The sequence below is a fragment of the Dactylosporangium sp. CA-233914 genome (assembly GCF_050942935.1).
GTDB lineage: Bacteria > Actinomycetota > Actinomycetes > Mycobacteriales > Micromonosporaceae > Dactylosporangium.
Genome location: NZ_CP192030.1, coordinates 4,687,355 through 4,706,804, shown reverse-complemented (window position 1 = coordinate 4,706,804; position 19,450 = coordinate 4,687,355). Strand labels below are relative to the sequence as shown.

The window sequence follows — 19,450 nt, the reverse complement described above, 5'->3', positions numbered from 1 at the left end:
CGTGCGGATATGGTGCGAGAGCTGCGGCGGAAGCTCCGTTCGGCCGGACTTCCCGGACCGGGCGGAGGCTCGCTGCGGGCCGGTCGGGCCCCGTAGGCTCGTCGCGGCGAAGTGTCGGATCGAGGGTCGGGAGGCGTGGGCATCCTCCAGTTGCGCATCCTGGGCCCGCTCGAGGTTGACAACGGCGCGGATCCGGTCGACACCGGCACCCCGAAACAGCGGGCCGTCCTGGCCATGCTGGCGACCCAGCCCGGCCGGATCGTCTCCGTGCAGCGCCTCATCGACGAGCTGTGGGCGGACGAGCCACCGGAGCGGGCAATCGCCTCGCTGCAGGCGTACGTCTCCCGGCTGCGCCGCGCCCTGGAGCCCGGCCGCACCTCCCGCGACCGCTCCGCCGTGCTGGTCAGCCGCGCCCCCGGTTACCTGCTGCAGGTCCCGCCCGACGCTGTCGACGCGGCCCGCTTCGCCACGGCCGTCGAGCGCGCCGCCGCCCACCCCGCCGACCCGGCCGCGGCCCTGTCGACCCTCACCGACGCCCTGTCGATGTGGCGCGGCGACCCGCTACCGGAGCTGGGCGAGTCCGCCCTGGCCCGCGCCGAGCGCTCCCGCCTGATCGAGCTGCGCCTGACGGCGATGGAGCAGCAGTCGGAGGCGCTGCTCGCCCTGGGCCGCGCCGCCGAGGTGGTGTACCGCAGCGAGGGCGCCCTGGCCGAGGCCCCCTACCGCGAGCGCCTGTGGGGCCAGCTCATGCTGGCCCTGTACCGCTGCGGCCGCCAGGCCGACGCCATGGCCGCGTACGGCCGCGCCCGCCAGGGCCTGATCGACGAGCTGGGCATCGAGCCCGGCCCGGCACTGCAGCAACTGGCCCAGGACATCCTCCGCCAGGCCCCCCACCTGACCGAGCCCCCACCGTCCGCGTCCACGTTCGCACCTCCCGCGTCGCCCTACGCCCCGACGTCAGGGCCGCCCACCTCCGCATCTCCCATCTCCACACCTCCCGCACCACCTTCGGGCCCCGTTCCGGATTTTTCGGAAATGTCCGGAATGCGCAGCGCCAGGACCGGAGCGGAAGCAGGAGCGGGAACCACAGCTGGCACGCCGGGAACGAGAGCCGCAGCCGACGAAGCGAGAACGGGAATCACGGCCGGCTGGGCGAGCCCCGGGACCGGAGCCGCAGCCGGCGCAGCGGGGACAGGAGCCGCGACCGGCGCAGCGGGAACGGGAATCCCGGCCGGCTGGCCGGGCCCTGGGACAGGAGCCACGACCGGCGCAGTTGGGGCTGACAGCGAGGCCAGCGGACCGGCAGCCGGAGCAGGACTCACGGCCGGCTGGGCAGGACCCGGAACAGGAACCACGACCGGCGCAGTTGGGGCTGACGGCGAGGCCAGCGGACCGGCAGCCGGAGCAGGACTCACGGCCGGCTGGGCAGGACCCGGAACAGGAACCACAACCAGCCCAATTGAGGCCGAGGGCACGGCCAACGGACCGGCAGCCGCAGCAGGACTCGCGGCCGGCTGGCCAGGGGTTGCAACTGCGGCCACTGGGCCCGGAGCGGGAGTTGCGGCCGCGCCCGGCGGGATGGGACCTGGAACCGCAGCGGCGACCGGCGGAGCGGAAACGGGAATCGCGGCTGGTTGGGCGGGAGTTGGAGCCGCGCCCGGCGGGATGGGGCCGGGAACGGGGGCCGCACCTGGCGCAGCGGGAGTCGCAGCTGCCGGCGGCGTGGGACCTGGAACGGGAGCCTCGGCCGGAGCGGGGACCACCGGTGCGACCGGCGGAGCTGGAGTCGCGGCCGGTGGGGCGGGAGTCGCGGCCGGTGGGGCGGCTGTTTGGCTGGGCACGGGCGACATTTCCGAAATGTCGCCCGATGGCGAGGGCGACGGGCTCGTTGGGCGGGACGGTGAGCTGCGGGTCATCGATCGTCTTCTGGGCGAGGCCGGCGCTGGGCCTGGGCGGCTTCTGCTTGTGTCCGGGAGTCCGGGGATCGGGAAGTCGGCGCTGCTGCGGGAGGTCGCCGCGCGGGCCAAAGGGGTCGTCGGGGCCGGGACCGGTGTCGACGGGGAGGCGCCGCCGGTCTTCCTGCCGTGGGCGCAGATCCTGCGCGGCATCGCGGCCAGCCCGGGCGCGGCCGAGGCGCTGGGCGCGGCCTTCGCACCCTACGGTAACCTGCCCGCCGTCCTCGACCCCACGCTCGGCGAGGTCCTCGATCTGCCCGGGGCCGAGCGCCTCGCCGATCCCGAGATGGCCCGGTCCCGCCTGCTGCAGGGTATCGTCGACGGCCTCGGACGGCTGGCCGCCCGCACGCCGCTCGTGCTCATCCTCGACGACGCGCACTGGCTCGACGCCCCGTCGACCGTGCTGCTGACCATGTTCGCCAAGGCGTTGCGGACCACGCGGGTGCTGCTCGCCGTCGGCTACCGCGAGGCCGAGCTCGCCCGCACCGCGCCCCTGGCCGGCGTGCTCGCCGAGCTGATCGCCGACCCGGCCGCGGTACGCATGCCGCTGGACGGGCTCGGCCCCGACGCCATCGCGGCGCTCGCGCGGTCGGTGACCGGCGGGGACGTGCCGGGCGAGACCGTCGCGATGCTCGCCGACCGCACCGGTGGCAATCCGTTCTTCGTCGTGGAGCTGCTGCGCGTCCTCGTCGCCGAGCACACCCTGTCGCCCGAGCACGTCCCGGTACGTGTCCAGGAGGTCGTGCGCCGGCGGCTGGCCCGGCTGCCCGGCCAGGTCAACGCGGTGCTCGCGGTCGCGGCGGTGCTCGGGCGCGACGTCGCCGTGCCGGTGCTGCGCGACGTCGTGCAGATCGACGAGCTGGCACTGTTCGACACGCTCGACACCGCCGTCGTCGCCGGGCTGCTCACCGCCACCGACGATCCGGGGCTGCTGCGGTTCTCCCACGACCTGGTGCGGCAGACCGCGTACCAGGACCAGGGGCCGCTGCGCCGGGCCCGGCTGCACGCCCGGGCCGCCCAGGCGCTGCGCGACACCGGACTCGGCACCGCCGCGCAGCTCGCCGGGCACCTGCGGGCGGCGCTGCCGGTGCTCTCGCCGTACGACGTCGTCCCGGCCCTGGCCGACGCGGCCCGCGAGGCCTACGACCGCACCGCGCACGAGCAGGCCTCGGCGCTGCTGGAGGAGGGCCTGGAGCTGCTGCACCGGGCGACGGCGGGCGAGCGGCGCGACGTCGCCGAGCTGGACCTGCGCATCCGGCTCGCCTACATGCGCCAGGCCACCGACGGTTACCTGGCGCCGTTCCCGGCGGGCCAGTACGCGGCGATGGAGCCCCTGCTGCTGCGCCTGCGCGGGCGGCCGGTCCTCGACGTGCTGCCGGCGCTGTGGGGGTACGCCTCCTTCCACACCGCCGCCGGCGACGTCCAGCGGGCAGTCTCCGTCGCCCGCTCCCCCGCGCAGGTCCCGGGCGACCGCTGGGCGGCGGTGGTCGCCGAGGTGCACGAGGGCCACGCCGCGCTCACCGTGCTCGACCTGCCCCGCGCCCACGGGCACTTCGAGGCCGCGCTCGCCGCGCTGCCGGCCGGCGACCTGCCGGTGTTCCCGATCGTCAACTGGGACCCGGTCATCGGGGCGTTCGCCCCGGCCGCGCTCGCGTGCGGGCTGCTCGGCGACGACGCCGCGGCCCAGGCGCACCTGTGGGTCGCCCGGGAGCGGGCCGGGCGGGTCGGCGAGCTGTTCCTGGACATGTACGTCGCGAACTTCACCGCCGTCGTGGCCGCCGACCGCGACGATCCGGGGTCCGCGGCGGCCGCCGCCCGCGAGACGCTCGTGCTGGCGGAGCGGGGCGGGCACCCGGAGTACCGCAGCCTGGCGGGCCTGGTGCTGGGCTGGGCGGAGGTGCGCACCGGCACGCCGGCGGGCCTGGAACGGATGGCCGCGGCCCGCGAGCACCTCGGCGAGGCGATGCGCCGCTTCGGCCGGCTCGAGGCGCTGCACGCCGAGGCGCTGCTGACGCTGGGCCGGTGCGAGGAGGCCGGCACGGTCGCGGACGCGGCCCTGCGGCGCGGGCTGCCGGGTCAGAGCGGGTTCGCCGAGCCGGACCTGCGCCGCGTCCGGGCTCTGGCCCGGCGCGACCGCGAGGGTGCCGCCGAGGCGCTGCGCCGGGCCCGCGAGCTGCACCACGCCCCGGCCACGACCCGGGCGGAGGCCGCAGCCGCCGCCCTGGCCTGACTACGCGACCGTGCGCTCGTAGCAGACGGATAGCTCCGAGCCCTGGTAGACACCGAAGACCGGAATCTCGTCGTACCCGTCGCGCTGGTCTCCAGGGCGCGCAGCAGGGCCGTGGCGACCCCGGTGCCGGCGGACCGCTGGCGCTCGCGGATCGAGTGGCTCGTCGCCGCGGCCGCGCCGGACTGGCCGCCCCCGCGGGTGGAGGCGGCCTCGCTCTGGCTGCCGGCCATGGTTGAGGGCGCATCGGCGCCGGCCGCAGCCGATCCGCGGGCCGTGCAGGAGGCGATGCTGGCCGCCGGGTCGCCGGCCTGCGGGCTGGAAATCTCCACCCGGTGACGGGTGCGGATCCACCCGTGGGTGGCGGCCTTCGCGGCCGCCGATCCATAGCGTCGACGGCATGAACCCGACCACGCTGCTCGTCGCCGTCGCCGTCATCGTCCTGCTCATGGTCCGCCGGTACATCGGCGAGCCGCTGGAGGCCCGGCGCCTGATCGTGCCGCCGCTGCTGCTGATCGTGTTCGGCGGATACACGCTCGCCCAGATCGACTTCGCCACCGCCGCGCGGCACCCGGTGACCGACGGCGCGGTGCTCGGGGTGGGCGCGGTCGTCGCCGTGCTGGGCGGCGTCCTGCGGGGTGTCACCGTGAAGGTCTTCGTGCAGAACGGGCACGTGTGGTACCGCTACACGCTCGTCACCATCGCCGTCTGGCTCGGCCTGGTGCTGCTGCGGGTCGGCCAGCTCGTCGCCGCCCGGGCGTTCGGCGCCGACCAGAGCGTGCTCAGCGCCGGCCTGCTGCTGGTGCTCGGCCTGAGCTTCCTCGGCGAGGCGGCGATCCTCGGCCGGCGCGCGATCGCCACCGGCGTCCCGTTCGCCCCGCGCGGCTCGCGGCGCGCCGCCCGCAGCGGCGGCATCACCGGCGGGCGATAGACGACCGGGGTGGCCGCGACCATGACGCAGACTGGGGCGGTGCTCGACCTCGTCACCGAACGCCGCCTCGCCCGCTGGCGCCAGCTGCGCAGCCTGATCTTCCTGGTGATCCTGACCGTCGCGATGTTCCAGGACGACCCCCGGCCGGGCCTGTCCGGCCGGGGGCTCGCGGTGCTGGCCGGGGTCGTGCTCGGCGCGGTGGCGTGGGTGGCGATGACGCTGCGGGCCGGCGGGCCGCGGCTGCAGCCGTACAGCGTCGCGGTCTGCATGGCGAGCGGCCCGGCCCTGACACTGGTGCACCCCGGCGGCTTCGGCGGCTGCTACTCCCTCGCCGCGGTCACCATGGCCTCCGGCACGCTGTCGCTGACGGCCGCCGCGGTGATGACCGGCGCCGGGGCGCTGCTGCTCGCCACCGCGCACGCGATCGCCGGATCGCCGCTTCCGTCGATCACCATCTGGGCCGGGGTGATGCTGCTCCTGCTGCTCATCGGCGCCGTGCGGCGCGAGCGCGAGGCCCGCGCCGAGCAGGACCAGCTGCTCGCCGGCGAGCAGGCGAAGGCGGCGGCGCTGGCCGAGCGGGCGCGACTGGCCCGCGAGATCCACGACGTGCTCGCCCACTCGCTCTCGGCCCTGTCGCTGCAGCTGGAGACGGCGGCGGCGCTGCTGGAGCGGGACCGGGCGGCGGACGCGGCGGTGATCGTGGACCGCGCCGGGCGGCTGGCCCGCGACGGGCTCACCGAGACCCGCCGGGCCGTCAGCGCGCTGCGCGGCGACCCGATGCCGCTGCCGGAGCTGGTGCGCGAGCTGACCGCCGGCTACCGGGCCGACGCCGGCGACGCCGAGTTCGAGCTGGCGGGCGCGGCCCGGGAGCTGAGCCCGGAGGCGGGGCTGGCGCTGTTCCGCAGCGCCCAGGAGGCGCTGAGCAACGTGCGCAAGCACGCGCCGGGCAGCGCGGTGGCGGTGCGGCTGGAGTACGCGGACGGGGACGTCCGGCTCACGGTGCGCAACCACGGGCCGGCCGGGGCGCCGGTGACCGGGCTCTCCTCCGGCTACGGGCTGACCGGGCTGCGGGAGCGCGCCGAGCTCGCCGGCGGGACGTTCGCGGCCGGGCCGTGCGGGGACGGGTGGCTGGTGGATGTGAAGATGCCTGGGTGAGTATCCGGGTGGTGATCGCGGACGATCAGACGGCCGTGCGCGAGGGGCTGGCGGTGATGCTGGGGCTGCTCGATGACGTCGAGGTGGTCGGCGAGGCGGCCGACGGCGAGCAGGCGATCGAGCTGGCCGAGCGGCACCGCCCCGACGTGGTACTCATGGACCTGCGGATGCCGCGCACCGACGGGGTGGCGGCGACCCGAGCGATCCGGCAGCGGCAGCCGGAGACCCGCGTGGTCGTGCTCACCACGTTCGCCGACGACGAGCACATCCTGGCGGCGCTGCAGGCGGGCGCGCTGGGCTACCTCACCAAGGACGCCGGCCGCGTGCAGATCGCCCAGGCGGTGCGGGCCGCGGCGGCCGGGCAGTCGGTGCTCGACCCGCAGGTGCAGCAGCGCCTGCTCGCCGCGGCCGTGCAGGGCCAGGGCCAACCCCCGTCGTCCGGTCCCCCCGACGGCCTGACCGCGCGCGAGACCGAGGTGCTCGGCCTGATCGCCGACGGGCTGTCCAACCGCGAGATCGCCGAGCGCCTCTTCGTCACCGAGGTGACCGTGAAGTCGCACATCAACCGGCTCTTCGCCAAGATCGGTGTGCGCGACCGGGCGCAGGCCGTGCGCTACGCGTACGAACGCGGCCTGCGCTCCTAACACGATCACCATCCGCCGTCGAAGAAGGCCGAGAGCGCCGACGCCGAGTGGGCCGCGCTGGTCGTGTTCGCCACGGCGACCAGGATCACCAGCAGCGACAGCGACGCCGAGAGAGCACCGAACGACCCCAGCACACGCCTTGTCCGCCGCTCGGACGCCCCCGTTCGGGCAAACCTCCTCCACGCCACCACGCTCATGCCGATGAGGACGACCGCCACGGCGGCGGCAACCACGGCCAGCGCCACGTGATATCGAGCGAAGTCGCTGATCATCACCTGGAGGGCGGGCGGGGTCTGCCCACCCGCGCTCCCGGAGTCGGCCAATCGCTGCCTGACCTGCTCCAGCGTGTCGGCGAGCGCTCCGCCGCCGGGCGCGCCGTCCGTCAGCATCGGCAACAGCGAGGCGAAGGGCGCCACGGCACCCTGGATGTTGGCCATCACGACCACCAACGCGAACAGCGCGAGCATCGTGACGAGAACGCCGGACGACGCGAGCGCGGCTCTCTTTCGCGGCCCGGGATCAGCAGCGCTCAGCACTGCCCTCCAGAGACGAACACCGAGCGCGACGAGCACGATCAGCAGGATCGCCGCGATCACGGCCTTGACCACGTGGTAACGGAACCAGTAGTCGACCACCCGCTGCAAGCCCGGCGACAAATCCCCGTCGCCGGAGCGCCACCATTCGACGAATGCCCCGCGGAGGGCTTCGGTGAGGTTACGGTTGCCGACCAGGGCGCCGCCCGGCCCGCCCCCCGCCAGCGTGGGTGGGCCGACGACAAAGGCGGCGATCAGGGCCGCGGCGAGAGCGACGAGCGTCGCGAGCGCGCGACCGGAGACACCTGCGGATGGTGACGGGGCTGCGGGACGACGCAAAGCGGACTCCTTCGACTTGATCCGGGTATGTCGTCGCGAGGCGACAAGCACCGTGCTGGTCGACCTGGACGCGCCCAAGCTTCGCAAGAGCGGCCGGCGCGAACCATCACACTGGATCGAGTCTTCTGGTAGTGCTGGCGATACCCCGAGGCACAGCGCCGCGCTATGCCTTTCGCGCGAGCTCCCGCAGCACGGCGGCGGCGGGGCCGCTCGCGGCGTGCCGGAAGCCGGTCCCGGCCCACAGGTTGACGCGCTCGGCGTCCCCGGCCGCGGCCGCCGCCCGCCGCAGCGGGGTCGTCAGATGGTGTACGGCGGGATAGCCCGCCGGCGCCGAGGCGTGGTGGCGCTCGACGAACCCGTTGCGCAGGGCCCGGGCCGGCCGCCCGCTGAACGCCCGGGTCAATACGGTGTCCGCCGCGGAGCGCTCGGCCAGGGCGGTCTTGTGCACCGCCGACGCCCCGCTCTCGTCGGTGCGCAGCAGCGCGGTGCCGACCATCACGCTGCGCGCCCCGGCCGCGAGCGCCGCCCGCACGTCGTCGGCGGTGCCGATCCCGCCGGCCGCGACCACGGGCCGGTCGAGCGCGGCGAGCACCGAGCGCACCAGGTCCGGCAGCGGCACCTCGGCCGGGACGGCGTGCGGCGTGAAGGTGCCGGAGTGCGCGCCGGCCCCGGCGGCCTGCACGACGAGCCCGTCGGCCCCGGCCTCCGCCGCCGCCCGTGCCTCGGCCACGGACGTGACGGTCTGCAGGACGAAGGTGCCGGCCCGGCGCAGCGCGGCGATCGCCCCGCCCGGCGGCAGCCCGAACGTGAACGACACCACGGGCACCGGGTGGGTCAGCAGCAGGTCGAGCTTGGCGGCCCAGTCGTCGTCGTTCTCGACGATCTCCGCCGCCGCCGGGTCGATCCCGTACGGCTCGCCCTCCGGCCGCAGCTCCTGGGCGTAGCGGCGGAACGCCGCGGGGTCGACGGGCACCGGGGCGGGCGCGAACACGTTGACGCCGAAGTCGCCCGTGACCTGGCGGATCTGCGCGGCCAGGTCCGCGGCGGTGCGGTAGCCGGCGGCGAGGAAGCCGAACGAGCCGGCCGCCGCGGCCGCGTCGACCAGGGCCGGGGTGGAGGGTCCGCCGGCCATCGGCGCGGCGATCACGGGGCGGTCAAGCGGTGACGTCATGCCCCGATCATCCCTCGGCGAGCGCCTCCTGCACCGATGTCTCGTGCCGGCCCAGGAAAACCGGGTCGCGGCCGCTGAGCACGTCCCAGGCGGCCTTGTCCGCCGCACCGTACTCCCGGGTCGAGCCGATCGTCCACGGCGTGCGGAACTGCCGCATGGTCGTGTCGCCGACGCCGCTGGCATCCACGCCCAGGCGGCGGCACAGCGCGACCGCGCGCGCGATGTGGAAGTCCTGGGTGACGACGATCGCCTTGGTGACGCCGAAGACGCGGTTGGCGCGGGCGCAGGAGTCGTACGTGTCGAAGCCCGCGTGGTCCTCGACGATCTTCCCGGCCGGGACGCGGCGCGCGTTGAGCCACAGCCACATGGCGCCCGGCTCGTCGTAGCCCCAGTCCATGTGGTCGCCGGAGACCAGCACGGCGCGGACCTTGCCGGTGGCGTAGAGCTGCCGGGCGAGCTCCAGCCGCGCGGCGAGGAACGGCGACGGGTTGCCGTCGGGGTACACCTGCGCGCCGAGGACCAGCGCGACCGGCGCCGGCGGCACGTCGGCCACGGTGAAGACGTGCCCGCGCGCCTCGGTCTGCAGCCACATGCTGCTCTCGGCCGTGACCAGGCCGCCCAGGACCGCCGCCGCGACTGCCAGCCCGACCAGCCGGTGCAGCCGCGGCCACCACCACTTCATCGTTCGCACACCCACGAGGTTGGCCGCCACCGACGAGAACGCAACACTACGACGTCAATCCGACAGCGGCGCCCAGAGCCCGGCCCGCGCGCCCCATCGCCGTGAACTCGTGCGTGCCCTCGGCCCCGCAAGCGAAGGCGCCCGGCACCCAACGCGAAGCCGCGGCTGGAGGCGGCGCTGAAGGGCTACAAGACCTGAGCAGCGGCCGCGCCGAGCGCGATGTCCGCGAGGGCGCGCAGGCTCTCGGCGCCGGGGACGAAGTACCCGTCGTGCCCTTCGACCCCGCCGACCGGCAGCGCGGTGGCGCCGAAGGCCGGGTCGTACGGGTGCGCCCCGTGCCCGGCCCCGACGATCCGCACGCCCGGGATGCGGCGGGTCCAGTCGTTCGCGGCGGTGCCGGCCCACACGTGCGCGGCGGTGTGCAGGTCCGCGGCCCGCTCGACGCCGAGGCCGGGGCTGCCGAGCGCGACGACATCGCTGACCCGCGGGTCGAGCCTGCGGGCGGCGAGCCCGGCGACCGTCGAGCCGTAGCTGTGGCCGACCACGACGATCCGCTCGCCCGGCAGCCGCGAGACGAACTCGCGCAGCGCCGCCGCGCCCGCCGCGGCCAGGTCCTCGCGGGCCGCGTCCAGGCCGACCCCGTGCGGCGGGTGGTAGCCGAGCCAGGCCACGACCGCGATCCCGTTACCGCCGCGGGCGGCGATCTCGTCGGCGAGGCGGTGGGCCTGCCAGGCCGGGGCCCGGCGCTCGACCCCGCCGAGGCCGCGGTCGAAGTTGGCGGCCGTGGTGTCGACGCCGGGGACGAGCACCACGACCGTGCGGGCGGTGGCGAGGTCGCCGACGATCTCCAGGGCCCGGCCGTCGGCGGTGCGCACGTTCTGCATCGGCAGCGGGGCCGGGGTGGCGGCCGTATGGGTGGGGCCGAAGACGGTCAGGGCGGCGGCGAGGACGGGTAGCAGCAGCGGCAGCGTTCGCATGCCGGAGAAGGTAGGAACGGGCCTTGCGGCCGATCGTCATACCGCGGAGGGGTCATGTCCGTAGCTCCCGCGTACCGAAGAACGCCATCGGGTCGTGGGTGCCGGTGTGCACCGGGGCGGCCATGCGCAGGCGTCGCTTCACGCCGAGCAGATGGTCGTGCAGGTCGGGGTCGCCGTGGCGGGACGCGGTGAGGTGCGCGATGCCGCGCTCGCGCAGCCAGCGCAGCAGGACCGCGCCCTCGCTGTTCGGCCATGGGCGGCGGCCGTGGTAGACGTCGTGCACCGCCACGGCGACGCCGGGCTTGAGGCGGTCGAGGACGTTCGCGGTGTACCACCGTGCGAACCCCGCGGTGTGCGCCGCGTCGACGAGGAGGAAGCCGGGGTCGTCCGGCAGCTCGGCGTCGCGCACGTCGCCGGGGGTGAAGGTCCACCGGGCGCCGGTCAGCTCGTCGGGGACGGTACGCACGGCGTGGTCGACGCGGTCGTACGTGTGCAGCACGCCGGCGCCGTTGTCGCGCAGGGCCCGCAGCAGCCACGACGTCGACCAGCCGCGGAAGGAGCCGATCTCCACCACGGTGTGCGGGCGCAGCGCGCGCACGGTGAGGTAGCTGATCTCGGCCTCGATGTCGTCGAGCTTCGGGCGCATCGCCCGCCCGGCCAGCAGTTCCCGCTGCTCCTCGCGCGCGGCCCGCAGGCTCGCGGCGTGCTCGCGGTACCAGCCGATGAGGGTGTCCACGGAGTACATGCGCCGCAAGGTAGGCGGGCGCCGGACGCCCGCGCGTCACTCGGCGGAGCCATGCGGGCGTGCTACCGCGGTACTACTCCCCCGCCGTGACCACACCCGTCTCGTAGGCGAAGACCACCGCCTGGGCGCGGTCGCGCAGCTCGAGCTTCTGCAGGACCCGGCTCACGTGGGTCTTCACCGTCTGCTCGGCGACCACGAGGGTCCCGGCGATCTCGGCGTTGGACTGGCCCCGGGCGATCAGCCGCAGCACCTCGACCTCGCGCGGCGTCAGCTCGCGCAGCCGGTCCGGGCGATGGCTGGCCGGGCGCGGGCGGGCGGCGAACTGCTCGATGAGCTTGCGGGTCACCGACGGGGCGAGCAGGCCGTCGCCGGCGGCGACCACGCGCACGGCGTTGACCAACTCGGCGGCGGGGGCGTCCTTGAGCAGGAAGCCGGACGCGCCGGCCCGCAGCGCCTCGAAGACGTAGTCGTCGAGGTCGAACGTGGTGAGGATGAGCACCCGGGGGCGGTGCAGGCCGGGGCCGGCGTTCATGATGCGGCGGGTCGCCTCCAGGCCGTCGAGGACCGGCATGCGGATGTCCATGAGCACCACGTCGGGCGCGCGCTCGCGGGCCAGCGTGATGCCCTGCTGGCCGTCGGGGGCGTCGCCGACCACGGTGAAGTCGGGCTGCGCGGCCAGCAGCGCCGCGAAGCCCTGGCGGACCATGGCCTGGTCGTCGACGATGAGAATCTTGATCACGGCTCTCCGTCCGGGGCGCCCGGGGCATCCAGGGGCAGGGTGGCGACGACCTCGTAGCCGCCGTCGGCAGCCGGGCCGGCCCGCAGGGTCCCGCCGACCGCGGCGGCGCGCTCCTGCATGCCGAGCAGGCCGTGGCCCTTGCCCTCCGGGGCCGGCGGCGTGCCCGTGGGCTCGTTGCGCACGAAGACGCGCAGCTCCGCCCGGTCGCGGAAGATCACGATCGAGACCGGCGCGCCCGCGGCGTGGCGGCGGGCGTTGCTCAGCGCCTCCTGCACGATCCGGAAGGCGGCCAGGCCCACCCCGGGCGGCACCGTGGCCCCGGGCACGGGCGAGTACGACACCTGCACCCCGGCCTCGCGCGCCTCGCGGACCAGCCCGGCCAGCTCGTCCAGGGTCGGCTGGGGCTCGGTCAGCGGGACGGCGTCGTTGCGCAGCACGCCGAGCAGGCGGCGCATCTCGGTGAGCGCCTCTCGCGACGTGCCGGCGATGGCCTGCAGCTCCTCCGCCACGGCCGGCGGTACGCCCTCGATGCGGTAGACCGCGGTCTCGGCCCGCACGGCGATGAGCGACATGTGGTGGGCGACGACGTCGTGCATCTCGCGGGCGATGCGGTTGCGCTCCTCGGCGACGGCGCGGCGGGCCTGGGCGAGCTCGGTGCGCTCGGCTTCCTCGGCTAGCTCACGCTGGACCTCGCGGCGGCGGCGGATCTGGTCGCCGATGACGAGCACGGCCAGCACGAGCAGCAGCACGCCGGAGAGGCTGGCCGGGTTGACGTACGCCGTGGCGAGCAGGAAGGCGGAGAAGCCGACCCAGACGAGCACCGCGCGGGAGTGGCGGATCGCCACCACCATGAGGATCAGCGGGAAGGACAGGATCTGCACCGGCTGGAACGGCCACGGCGTGCCCTGGACGATGTGCACGGTCGTGCTGGTGAAGATCGCGGCGGCGAACGCGATGCGCCAGGCCAGCAGCGGCCGGGTGGCGACCAGACCGATCGGCAGCGCGATGAGCCCGGAGCAGACGATGAGCACCAGCAACTTGTGGCCGGCGGGCTCGGGGACGTTGCCGCGGTAGTACTGGTAGGCCAGAAGGCCCGAGAGCAGGCCGGCGATGACGCCGATGAGCGGCAGCGCCCGGCCCAGACGCGTCCTGGGGTGGACCGCGGGATCCCGTCCGGCGATGAACGCCCACAGGCCACGCGCGATCCACCCCACGACGGCAATGCTATGCCAGCTGCGGAATCACCTCGTCAAGAGCCTGGTCGACGGTGCGCGCCGCGATTCCCTTCTGCTGGATCAGCTTCAGCTCCGCCTCCAGGTTGGCGGGCGTCACGGCGTAGGTCGGGTCCTCGGCGCTCGCGCTCACCTCGTGGTACACCAGCACCAGCCAGCTCTTGTCCCGGATCGCCTGGTCGATCCACTGGCCGACCTGGGCCGGGGTCGTGGTGTTGAGGATGTTCTGCACCTTGATGTTGTTGACGTCGGTGCCGTCCTTGGTGTTGTACCCCTCGTCGGTGGAGCGGTGCGAGCGGTAGTACTTCTTGCTCGTGCTCAGCACCGTGGCGTTGTACTCGCCGTACGGCGTCGCGAAGTTCTTCGCCACGCCCGCGCCGTACCACTGCCGCAGCGTCGCCTGGCTGTCCTTCAGCTCGCTGTCGATCTGCGCGGCGCTCAGCGTCGGCAGGTGCGGGTGGTCCACGGTGTGCGAGGCGATCTCGATGCCGTGGTTGGCCAGGTCCCCCATCTGCGCCTTGGTCATGTAGTCCGGGTAGTCGATGGTGCTGGTGAGCAGGTAGTACGTGGCGTCCACGTTGTACTTGTCCAGCAGCGGCAGCCCGGCGGTGTACTGCGACCTCCAGCCGTCGTCGAAGGTGAGGCTGACCAGCGCACGGTTGAGCTGCGCGGGGGCGTACTCGGTGAGGGAGAAGTCGTCGCCGGTGACCCAGCCGACCTTGGCCAGCACCTGGAACACGGTGATCTTGACCGCACCCGCCGGGACGATGTACTGCGCGCTCACCTTCGCCCACGCCGAGGAGGCCGGGGCCGCGGCGAGGTAGGCGTACTGCTCCGAGCCGTCGGCCATGGTGACCTCGACGTCGATCTCGCTGTCCACATTGGACTGGTACCAGTTCGAGTACTGGTAGGTCTTGCCCGGCGTGACCGTGACCGGGGCCGGGCTCCACTTCGCATCGCCGCTGGTGTACTTCGTGATCTGCGTCTTGACGCTGCGGCTGCCGGAGTGCCCGGTGGTGAGATAGCTCAACGTCGTGGTGTTGGTGCCCCAGCTGGAGCCGCTCCAGCCGGCCGGCGCGCTGCCGGAGGCGGTCTCCACGCCCGGGTTGCCGATGAGGTTGCCCGGCGTGGTCGGCGGCGGTGTGGTCGTCGAGTTGTTGACGGTCACGGTGACGTTGCTCGTGGCCGACCCGGTGGCGGTACGGGCGACGGCTTTGACGGTGTAGACACCGTTGGCGAACTTCTTCGTGTCCCAGCTGGCGGTGAACGGCGCCGCGGTGTCCTCGGCGCCGAGTGCGGTGCCGTTGACCGAGAACGTGACGCCGAGGACGTCGCTGCTGGCGGTGGCGGCGACCTGCTGGGTGCCGTTGACGGTGGCGCCGTTGGCCGGGGCGGTCAGCTGCACCGAGGCCGGCGGCGTCGTCGGGTCCGAGGCGCCGGACTCGGCGAGGAAGTACACGTCGGTCTGCAGGCTGCCCTTCTTGTCCAGCAGGTGGTACACGGACGCCTTCACCGCGTCGGCAGGCGTGGTGAACTGGACCGACAACTGCTTCCACGCGGCGGAGGCGGGCACGTCGGCCAGCCAGACGTAGGTCTGTTTGCCGGCCGCGTTGGTGTAGAGCACCTCGAGCGAGGTCTGCACGTTACTGATGTACCAGTCGCTCACGACGTACTTCGTGCTCGGCTTCACCGTGACCGGCGCGGCCATCCACTTCGCGTCGCCGGAGGACCGGGACGTCATCGACACGGCGAGGCTCTTCTGCCCGTCCTTGCCACCGTCCTTCCACGCCGAGGTCGCGTTGTTCGTGCCCCACTTGTCGAAGGTCCAGCTCGCCGGGCCGGAGCCCTGCGCGGTCTCGGCCGATGGATTGCCGATGAGGTTGGCCCCCGTCGCATACGCCGTGACGCTTGGCAGCAGCGCGGAGACGACGGTCGCCAGTACCCCGCCGATGATGAGTCTGATCAGGCGCACGTGTTGGTACCCCTTCGTCACCTTGAGCAACTGCGGACGGGGTATCTGACCAATCCCCCACATATGGCGTCAACGCAACGTGAGGCCACCGTCCCGGCAGTTTCGGACAGCGCGGCATTGACCAGCGCTTTGTCGCAGATTAGCGCCCAAACTCCGGCCCGATCGGATTAACTCCGACGCGCCGAGGGTGACTTTTGGTGTCACCCGGTGGGGGTAGCATCACCCTCGCCGCTCCACCGGAAGACGGGATCGGGTGAGCAGCCAGCCCGCGGCCATCGCGACCAGCGGCACCGCCACGAGCGCCACGCCCAGGGCCGTCCACGGCAGCGTCAGCGGTGCCGCCGCCTGCGAAGGCCAGGTCAGCACGCTGCGGCGGTTCATGGCCGCCAGCACCGCCGCGCCCGCGCCGATGCCGCCGGCCGCGCCGAGCAGGGAGCCGAGGCCGGCGACCAGCCCGGCGCGGCTCAGCGCGAGCCGGCGCCGCAGCCCCGGGGAGGCGCCGACCGCGCCGAGGGTGGCCAGGTCGGCGCGGCCGTCGACCGCGGACAGTCCGGTGGCGATGCCGGCCGCGCCGAGGGCGACGACCGCGGCGGCCAGGGAGAGCAGCAGCTCGACGAGCAGCCGATCGCGGATCCGGGGGCGGATGACCTCGCCGCCGTACCCGTGGCCGAGCCCGGCGAGGCGCTGCTCGAACGCGTCCGTCTCGGCCGTCGTCGGCATCCGGGTGGTGGCGGCGACGAGGCCGATGACGACGCTGCCGAGGCCGGCCTGCCGGACCGCCTGCGGGGAGATCGCGTAGAACTCCAGCGACCGGGCGGTCGGCGCATAGTACCCGGGCACGACGATCGGCTCGCCGTGGCCGGGCGTGACGAGCCGGGCCTGCCCGTCGTGCACCCGCAGCGGATCGCCGACCACCACGCCGCCGGCCCGCAGCACCTCCCGCGCCCGGTCCAGGTCGGCCCCGCTGAGCCCGCCGATCGGGCCGAGGGCGGCGCCGTCGTCGACGATGTGCAGCACGGTAGTGTTGCCGAGTACGGCCTGTTCCATCTCGTGGCAGCGCGGGTCGGCGGCCGCGGCGCGCTGCTGCTGCGGGCTCAGACCGCCGGGCATGTACGGGCACCAGTTCACCGGTGGCCGGACCGGCTGCAGGTCGCAGGATTTCTGGGCCGGGTCGGTGCAGGCGACCGCGCGGATCTCGGTGACGCCGCTGACCGGCAAGGGCTCGATGGCGCCGCGGAGCCGTTCGCCGGACAGCGGCGCCGGGCGGCCGGCCGGGGGCTGGTCCTGCACGACGGTGGCGTATCCGTACGGCAGCGTCGTGGTGTACATCGCCGCCATGCGCGCGTCGGAGCTGGCCATGTACGTCGCGAGGGCGGTCGAGCCGATGACCGCGGCCATGACCGCGGAGACGGCGGGCGAGGCGGAGGCCCGGTTGCGGGCCGCGTCGCGCAGCGCGATCCGCGGCGCCGGCGGCAGCCCACCGCCGAGCCGGGCCAGCGCGCCGAGCACCGCGGGCGTGGACAGGACCAGCCCGAGCTCGGCGACGAGCAGCCCGGCGAGCACCGCCCGGGCCGAGGAGCCGCCGATGCCCGCCGCCGCGATCACGGCCCCGGCGGCCACCCCGGCGAGCCCCACCGCGGCCAGGCGCCGCCCCGCGCGGGTCCGGGGCCGGCGGCCGGTCAGCCCGGCGAGCACGTCGGCCCGCCCGGCGGAGACGGCGGGCGCGAGCGCGGCGGCGACCCCGGTCAGTATCGCCAGGCCCGCGACGGCGAGCAGCTCGCCCGGGGGCACCCGGACCGCGCCGGGGCGGGCGTGCAGCACGAGCTCGGCGAGCACCGGCCGGGACGCGAGCGCCGCGGCCGTGCCGAGCGCGATCCCGGCCACGGCCGCAGCCGCGCCGAGCACGAGGCCGTCGGCGAGCACGATCCGGCGCAGGTGGCCCGGGGTGCCGCCGCTCGCGGCGACAAGCGCCAGCTCGCGGCGCCGACGGCGGGCGCCGACGGCGAAGGCCGGGCCGGCCAGGAGCACGACCTCCAGCACCGCCATGCCGAGCACCAGCAGGGTCAGGTCGAACGAGCGGCGGGACGGTACCGGCGGGCCGGCGTACATGCCCGCGCGGTCGCCGCCGAGCATCACCGCCCGCGAGTGGGCGACGATCCCCCGCCGGTTGAGCGCCTGGACCTGGGGCCAGTCGAGCGGGGCGGGCGCGGCGACGTACCAGGTCGGGTTGGACGGCGGCAGCGCGCCCGGGCGCAGCACGATCGAGCCCGTAAGGTTCTCGGGCCGCTCGAACTCGCCGACGACGGTGTAGGTGCGCCGCAGGTCCGGCAGCGTGAACGTGCCCCCGAGCCGGGTGCCGAGCCGGTCCATGGCGGCCGCGTCGAGCGCCGCCTCGCCGTCGGTGGCCGGCGCACGCCCGCGCAGCAGCTCCATGCGGCCGGCGAAGCGCGTGTCGCCGAGGTCGAGCGGATAGGCAGGCAGCGTCGAACGCCCGCCCGGCGTGTTCACCGCGACCCGGTGGTACTCCTCGGCGCGCACCAGGGTACTGCCGGGCGGCAGCGCGGCCCGCAGCGTCCGCTCGACCTCGGCGTCCGGGACGACCCCGTACACCGGGCGGAAATCCCCGACGGGCTCGTAGGTCTGGCCGGACCGGTCCTGCCGCACCGGCCCGTCCAACGCCCACTCGACGGTGGCGTCGAAGCGCCCCAGGTCGCGGTCGGCCTGCTCGGCGGTCGTGAGGGCGAACATGTCGAGCGCGACGGCGACGAACGTGAGCGCCAGCACGGGCAGCGCGATGAGCCCGACGATGAGCGCGGTGCGCCCCTTGGCCCGCGCCGCCTCCCGCCGCGCGATCCGCAGCGCGATCACGACGCGGCCCCGTCGAGCAGCTGCTCGGGCTGCGCGAGCGGCCCGGACGCGTCCACGATCCGCCCGTCGCGCAGGAACACGACCCGATCGGCCCACGCGGCGTGGCGCGCCTCGTGCGTGACGAGCACCCCGGCGGCGCCACCGTCCACCTTGGACCGCATGAGCCGCAGCACCGCCTCACCGGTCAGCGAGTCCAGCGCTCCGGTGGGCTCGTCGGCGAGGATCAGCCGCCGCCGGCCGACGAGCGCCCGCGCGATGGCCACCCGCTGCTGCTGCCCGCCGGAGAGCTCGTCCGGGAACCGGCGCGCGCAGTCGGCGAGCTCGACGTCGGCGAGCGCGGCCAGTGCCGTGCGCCGGGCGGCCCGGGCCGAGACCCCGTCCAGCTCCAGCGGCATGGCGACGTTCTCCGCCGCGGTCAGTGCGGGCAGCAGGTTGAGGTCCTGGAACACGTACCCGACCGACCGCCGGCGCACCGCCGCCAGCTCCCGCCGCCGCATCCCGTCGAGCCGCCGCCCCTCGATCGCGACACCGCCGTCGCTCGGCCGGTCGAGCCCCCCGGCGAGATTGAGCAGCGTCGACTTCCCCGACCCGGACGGCCCCATGACGGCGACCAGCTCGCCCTCGGCGACGGCGAGCGAGACCCCGCGCAGTGCCCGGACGGCGGTCTCCCCGTGCCCGTGCGTGCGATGCACGTCGAAGAGCTCAAGCACGCTCATCGACGACCTCCAGCTGTACCGTCGCGGCGCCCCCGGTCTGCTTGTGCTCATAGCGCCGCAGACTGCTCTCGCAGTGATCGAGCCACCGCAGCTCGGCCTCGGCCTGAAACACCATCGCGTCGAGCACCAGCCGCCAGGGCAGATCCCCGGGCGCCTCGGCCGAGCGCTTCATCCGCGTGTACTCCTGCATCGCCCGCATGCTCGCGGTCCGCTGCGCCTGCACCACGGCGGCCACGTCGACCCCGGGCGTGGTGATGGCCAGCGCCAGCTTGACGGCCAGCTCGTCGCGGGGCCGGTCCGCCCGCTCGACGGGCGTGGCGAACCAGGCGGCGACCTCGGCCCGCCCGGCGGCGGTGATCTCGTACGGCCGCTGCCCCTCCGCCTCGGGAAGTGCCCGCACGAGTTCGTCCCGCTCGAGCCGGGCGAGGGTCGTGTAGACCTGCCCGATGTTGAGCGGCCAGGTCCCCCCGGTCGACTCCTCAAAACTGCTGCGCAGCTGGTAACCGTGCATCGGCCCACGCCGCAGCAGCGCGAGCAGCCCGTGTCTGATCGACATGCATACGG

16 protein-coding genes are annotated in these 19,450 nt (G+C 74.7%); 5 read left to right on the top strand and 11 right to left on the bottom strand.

All coding sequences use genetic code 11. The features are described 5' to 3' along the window. The first annotated feature begins 135 nt into the window (after positions 1-135). From ACQPY0_RS21035 to ACQPY0_RS21015, 5 genes are all read left to right on the top strand, one after another. The gene (locus tag ACQPY0_RS21035) at positions 136-4,185 is read left to right on the top strand and encodes a BTAD domain-containing putative transcriptional regulator (RefSeq protein WP_432991379.1); all 4,050 of its coding nucleotides are present in this window, start codon (positions 136-138) and stop codon (positions 4,183-4,185) included. A gap of 111 nt (positions 4,186-4,296) precedes the next feature. Further along, positions 4,297-4,521, top strand: a complete 225-nt coding sequence (locus tag ACQPY0_RS21030; RefSeq protein ID WP_432991377.1) for a hypothetical protein — start codon at positions 4,297-4,299, stop codon at positions 4,519-4,521. A gap of 61 nt (positions 4,522-4,582) precedes the next feature. Beyond that, positions 4,583-5,113: a hypothetical protein gene (locus tag ACQPY0_RS21025; protein ID WP_432991375.1), complete on the top strand. Its 531-nt coding sequence runs from the start codon at positions 4,583-4,585 to the stop codon at positions 5,111-5,113. A gap of 21 nt (positions 5,114-5,134) precedes the next feature. Continuing rightward, the gene (locus ACQPY0_RS21020; protein ID WP_432991373.1) at positions 5,135-6,268 is read left to right on the top strand and encodes a sensor histidine kinase; all 1,134 of its coding nucleotides are present in this window, start codon (positions 5,135-5,137) and stop codon (positions 6,266-6,268) included. Continuing rightward, positions 6,265-6,912 carry a response regulator gene (locus tag ACQPY0_RS21015; protein WP_432991371.1) on the top strand — a complete coding sequence of 216 codons (648 nt, stop codon included), beginning with the start codon at positions 6,265-6,267 and terminating at the stop codon, positions 6,910-6,912. The genes ACQPY0_RS21020 and ACQPY0_RS21015 overlap by 4 nt, the downstream gene beginning before the upstream one ends. 5 nt (positions 6,913-6,917) lie before the next feature. Here ACQPY0_RS21015 and ACQPY0_RS21010 read toward each other — a convergent pair whose 3' ends face one another. The 11 genes from ACQPY0_RS21010 to ACQPY0_RS20960 form a co-directional block, all read right to left on the bottom strand. Beyond that, a complete protein-coding gene (locus ACQPY0_RS21010; RefSeq protein ID WP_432991369.1) occupies positions 6,918-7,835 on the bottom strand; it encodes a hypothetical protein in 918 nt (305 codons plus the stop codon). Positions 7,836-7,947: 112 nt separating this feature from the next. Continuing rightward, positions 7,948-8,955, bottom strand: coding sequence for a nitronate monooxygenase (locus ACQPY0_RS21005; protein WP_432991367.1), 1,008 nt, complete (start codon positions 8,953-8,955; stop codon positions 7,948-7,950). 7 nt (positions 8,956-8,962) lie between these two features. Further along, on the bottom strand, positions 8,963-9,637 hold the full coding sequence (locus ACQPY0_RS21000; protein ID WP_432991365.1) for a SanA/YdcF family protein: 675 nt from the start codon (positions 9,635-9,637) through the stop codon (positions 8,963-8,965). A gap of 185 nt (positions 9,638-9,822) precedes the next feature. Beyond that, positions 9,823-10,614: an alpha/beta fold hydrolase gene (locus ACQPY0_RS20995; RefSeq protein WP_432991363.1), complete on the bottom strand. Its 792-nt coding sequence runs from the start codon at positions 10,612-10,614 to the stop codon at positions 9,823-9,825. A gap of 52 nt (positions 10,615-10,666) precedes the next feature. Then, positions 10,667-11,359 carry a class I SAM-dependent methyltransferase gene (locus ACQPY0_RS20990; RefSeq protein ID WP_432991361.1) on the bottom strand — a complete coding sequence of 231 codons (693 nt, stop codon included), beginning with the start codon at positions 11,357-11,359 and terminating at the stop codon, positions 10,667-10,669. 73 nt (positions 11,360-11,432) lie between these two features. Next, positions 11,433-12,098, bottom strand: coding sequence for a response regulator (locus tag ACQPY0_RS20985; RefSeq protein WP_432991359.1), 666 nt, complete (start codon positions 12,096-12,098; stop codon positions 11,433-11,435). After that, positions 12,095-13,312 (bottom strand): sensor histidine kinase, encoded by a 1,218-nt coding sequence (locus tag ACQPY0_RS20980; protein WP_432991357.1) that lies wholly within the window; start codon positions 13,310-13,312, stop codon positions 12,095-12,097. Before ACQPY0_RS20980 ends, ACQPY0_RS20985 begins: the two co-directional genes overlap by 4 nt. 10 nt (positions 13,313-13,322) lie before the next feature. Next, complete coding sequence (locus tag ACQPY0_RS20975; RefSeq protein ID WP_432991355.1) at positions 13,323-15,302, bottom strand: polysaccharide deacetylase family protein; 1,980 nt, start codon at positions 15,300-15,302, stop codon at positions 13,323-13,325. A gap of 219 nt (positions 15,303-15,521) precedes the next feature. Then, the gene (locus tag ACQPY0_RS20970; protein ID WP_432991353.1) at positions 15,522-18,170 is read right to left on the bottom strand and encodes an FtsX-like permease family protein; all 2,649 of its coding nucleotides are present in this window, start codon (positions 18,168-18,170) and stop codon (positions 15,522-15,524) included. Then, complete coding sequence (locus ACQPY0_RS20965; RefSeq protein WP_432991351.1) at positions 18,167-18,886, bottom strand: ABC transporter ATP-binding protein; 720 nt, start codon at positions 18,884-18,886, stop codon at positions 18,167-18,169. The genes ACQPY0_RS20970 and ACQPY0_RS20965 overlap by 4 nt, the downstream gene beginning before the upstream one ends. Next, positions 18,873-19,442: a PadR family transcriptional regulator gene (locus tag ACQPY0_RS20960; RefSeq protein WP_432991349.1), complete on the bottom strand. Its 570-nt coding sequence runs from the start codon at positions 19,440-19,442 to the stop codon at positions 18,873-18,875. Before ACQPY0_RS20960 ends, ACQPY0_RS20965 begins: the two co-directional genes overlap by 14 nt. Between the last annotated feature and the right edge of the window lie 8 nt (positions 19,443-19,450).

What these genes read in the sequence shown, in the direction of transcription:
- ACQPY0_RS21025 (WP_432991375.1), top strand. Translation starts at nt 4,583, where the DNA reads ATGAACCCGACCACGCTGCTCGTCGCCGTCGCCGTCATCGTCCTGCTC.
- ACQPY0_RS21005 (WP_432991367.1), bottom strand. Translation starts at nt 8,955, where the DNA reads ATGACGTCACCGCTTGACCGCCCCGTGATCGCCGCGCCGATGGCCGGC.
- ACQPY0_RS20995 (WP_432991363.1), bottom strand. Translation starts at nt 10,614, where the DNA reads ATGCGAACGCTGCCGCTGCTGCTACCCGTCCTCGCCGCCGCCCTGACC.
- ACQPY0_RS20965 (WP_432991351.1), bottom strand. Translation starts at nt 18,886, where the DNA reads ATGAGCGTGCTTGAGCTCTTCGACGTGCATCGCACGCACGGGCACGGG.
- ACQPY0_RS21020 (WP_432991373.1), top strand. Translation starts at nt 5,135, where the DNA reads ATGACGCAGACTGGGGCGGTGCTCGACCTCGTCACCGAACGCCGCCTC.
- ACQPY0_RS20960 (WP_432991349.1), bottom strand. Translation starts at nt 19,442, where the DNA reads ATGTCGATCAGACACGGGCTGCTCGCGCTGCTGCGGCGTGGGCCGATG.
- ACQPY0_RS20990 (WP_432991361.1), bottom strand. Translation starts at nt 11,359, where the DNA reads ATGTACTCCGTGGACACCCTCATCGGCTGGTACCGCGAGCACGCCGCG.
- ACQPY0_RS21000 (WP_432991365.1), bottom strand. Translation starts at nt 9,637, where the DNA reads ATGAAGTGGTGGTGGCCGCGGCTGCACCGGCTGGTCGGGCTGGCAGTC.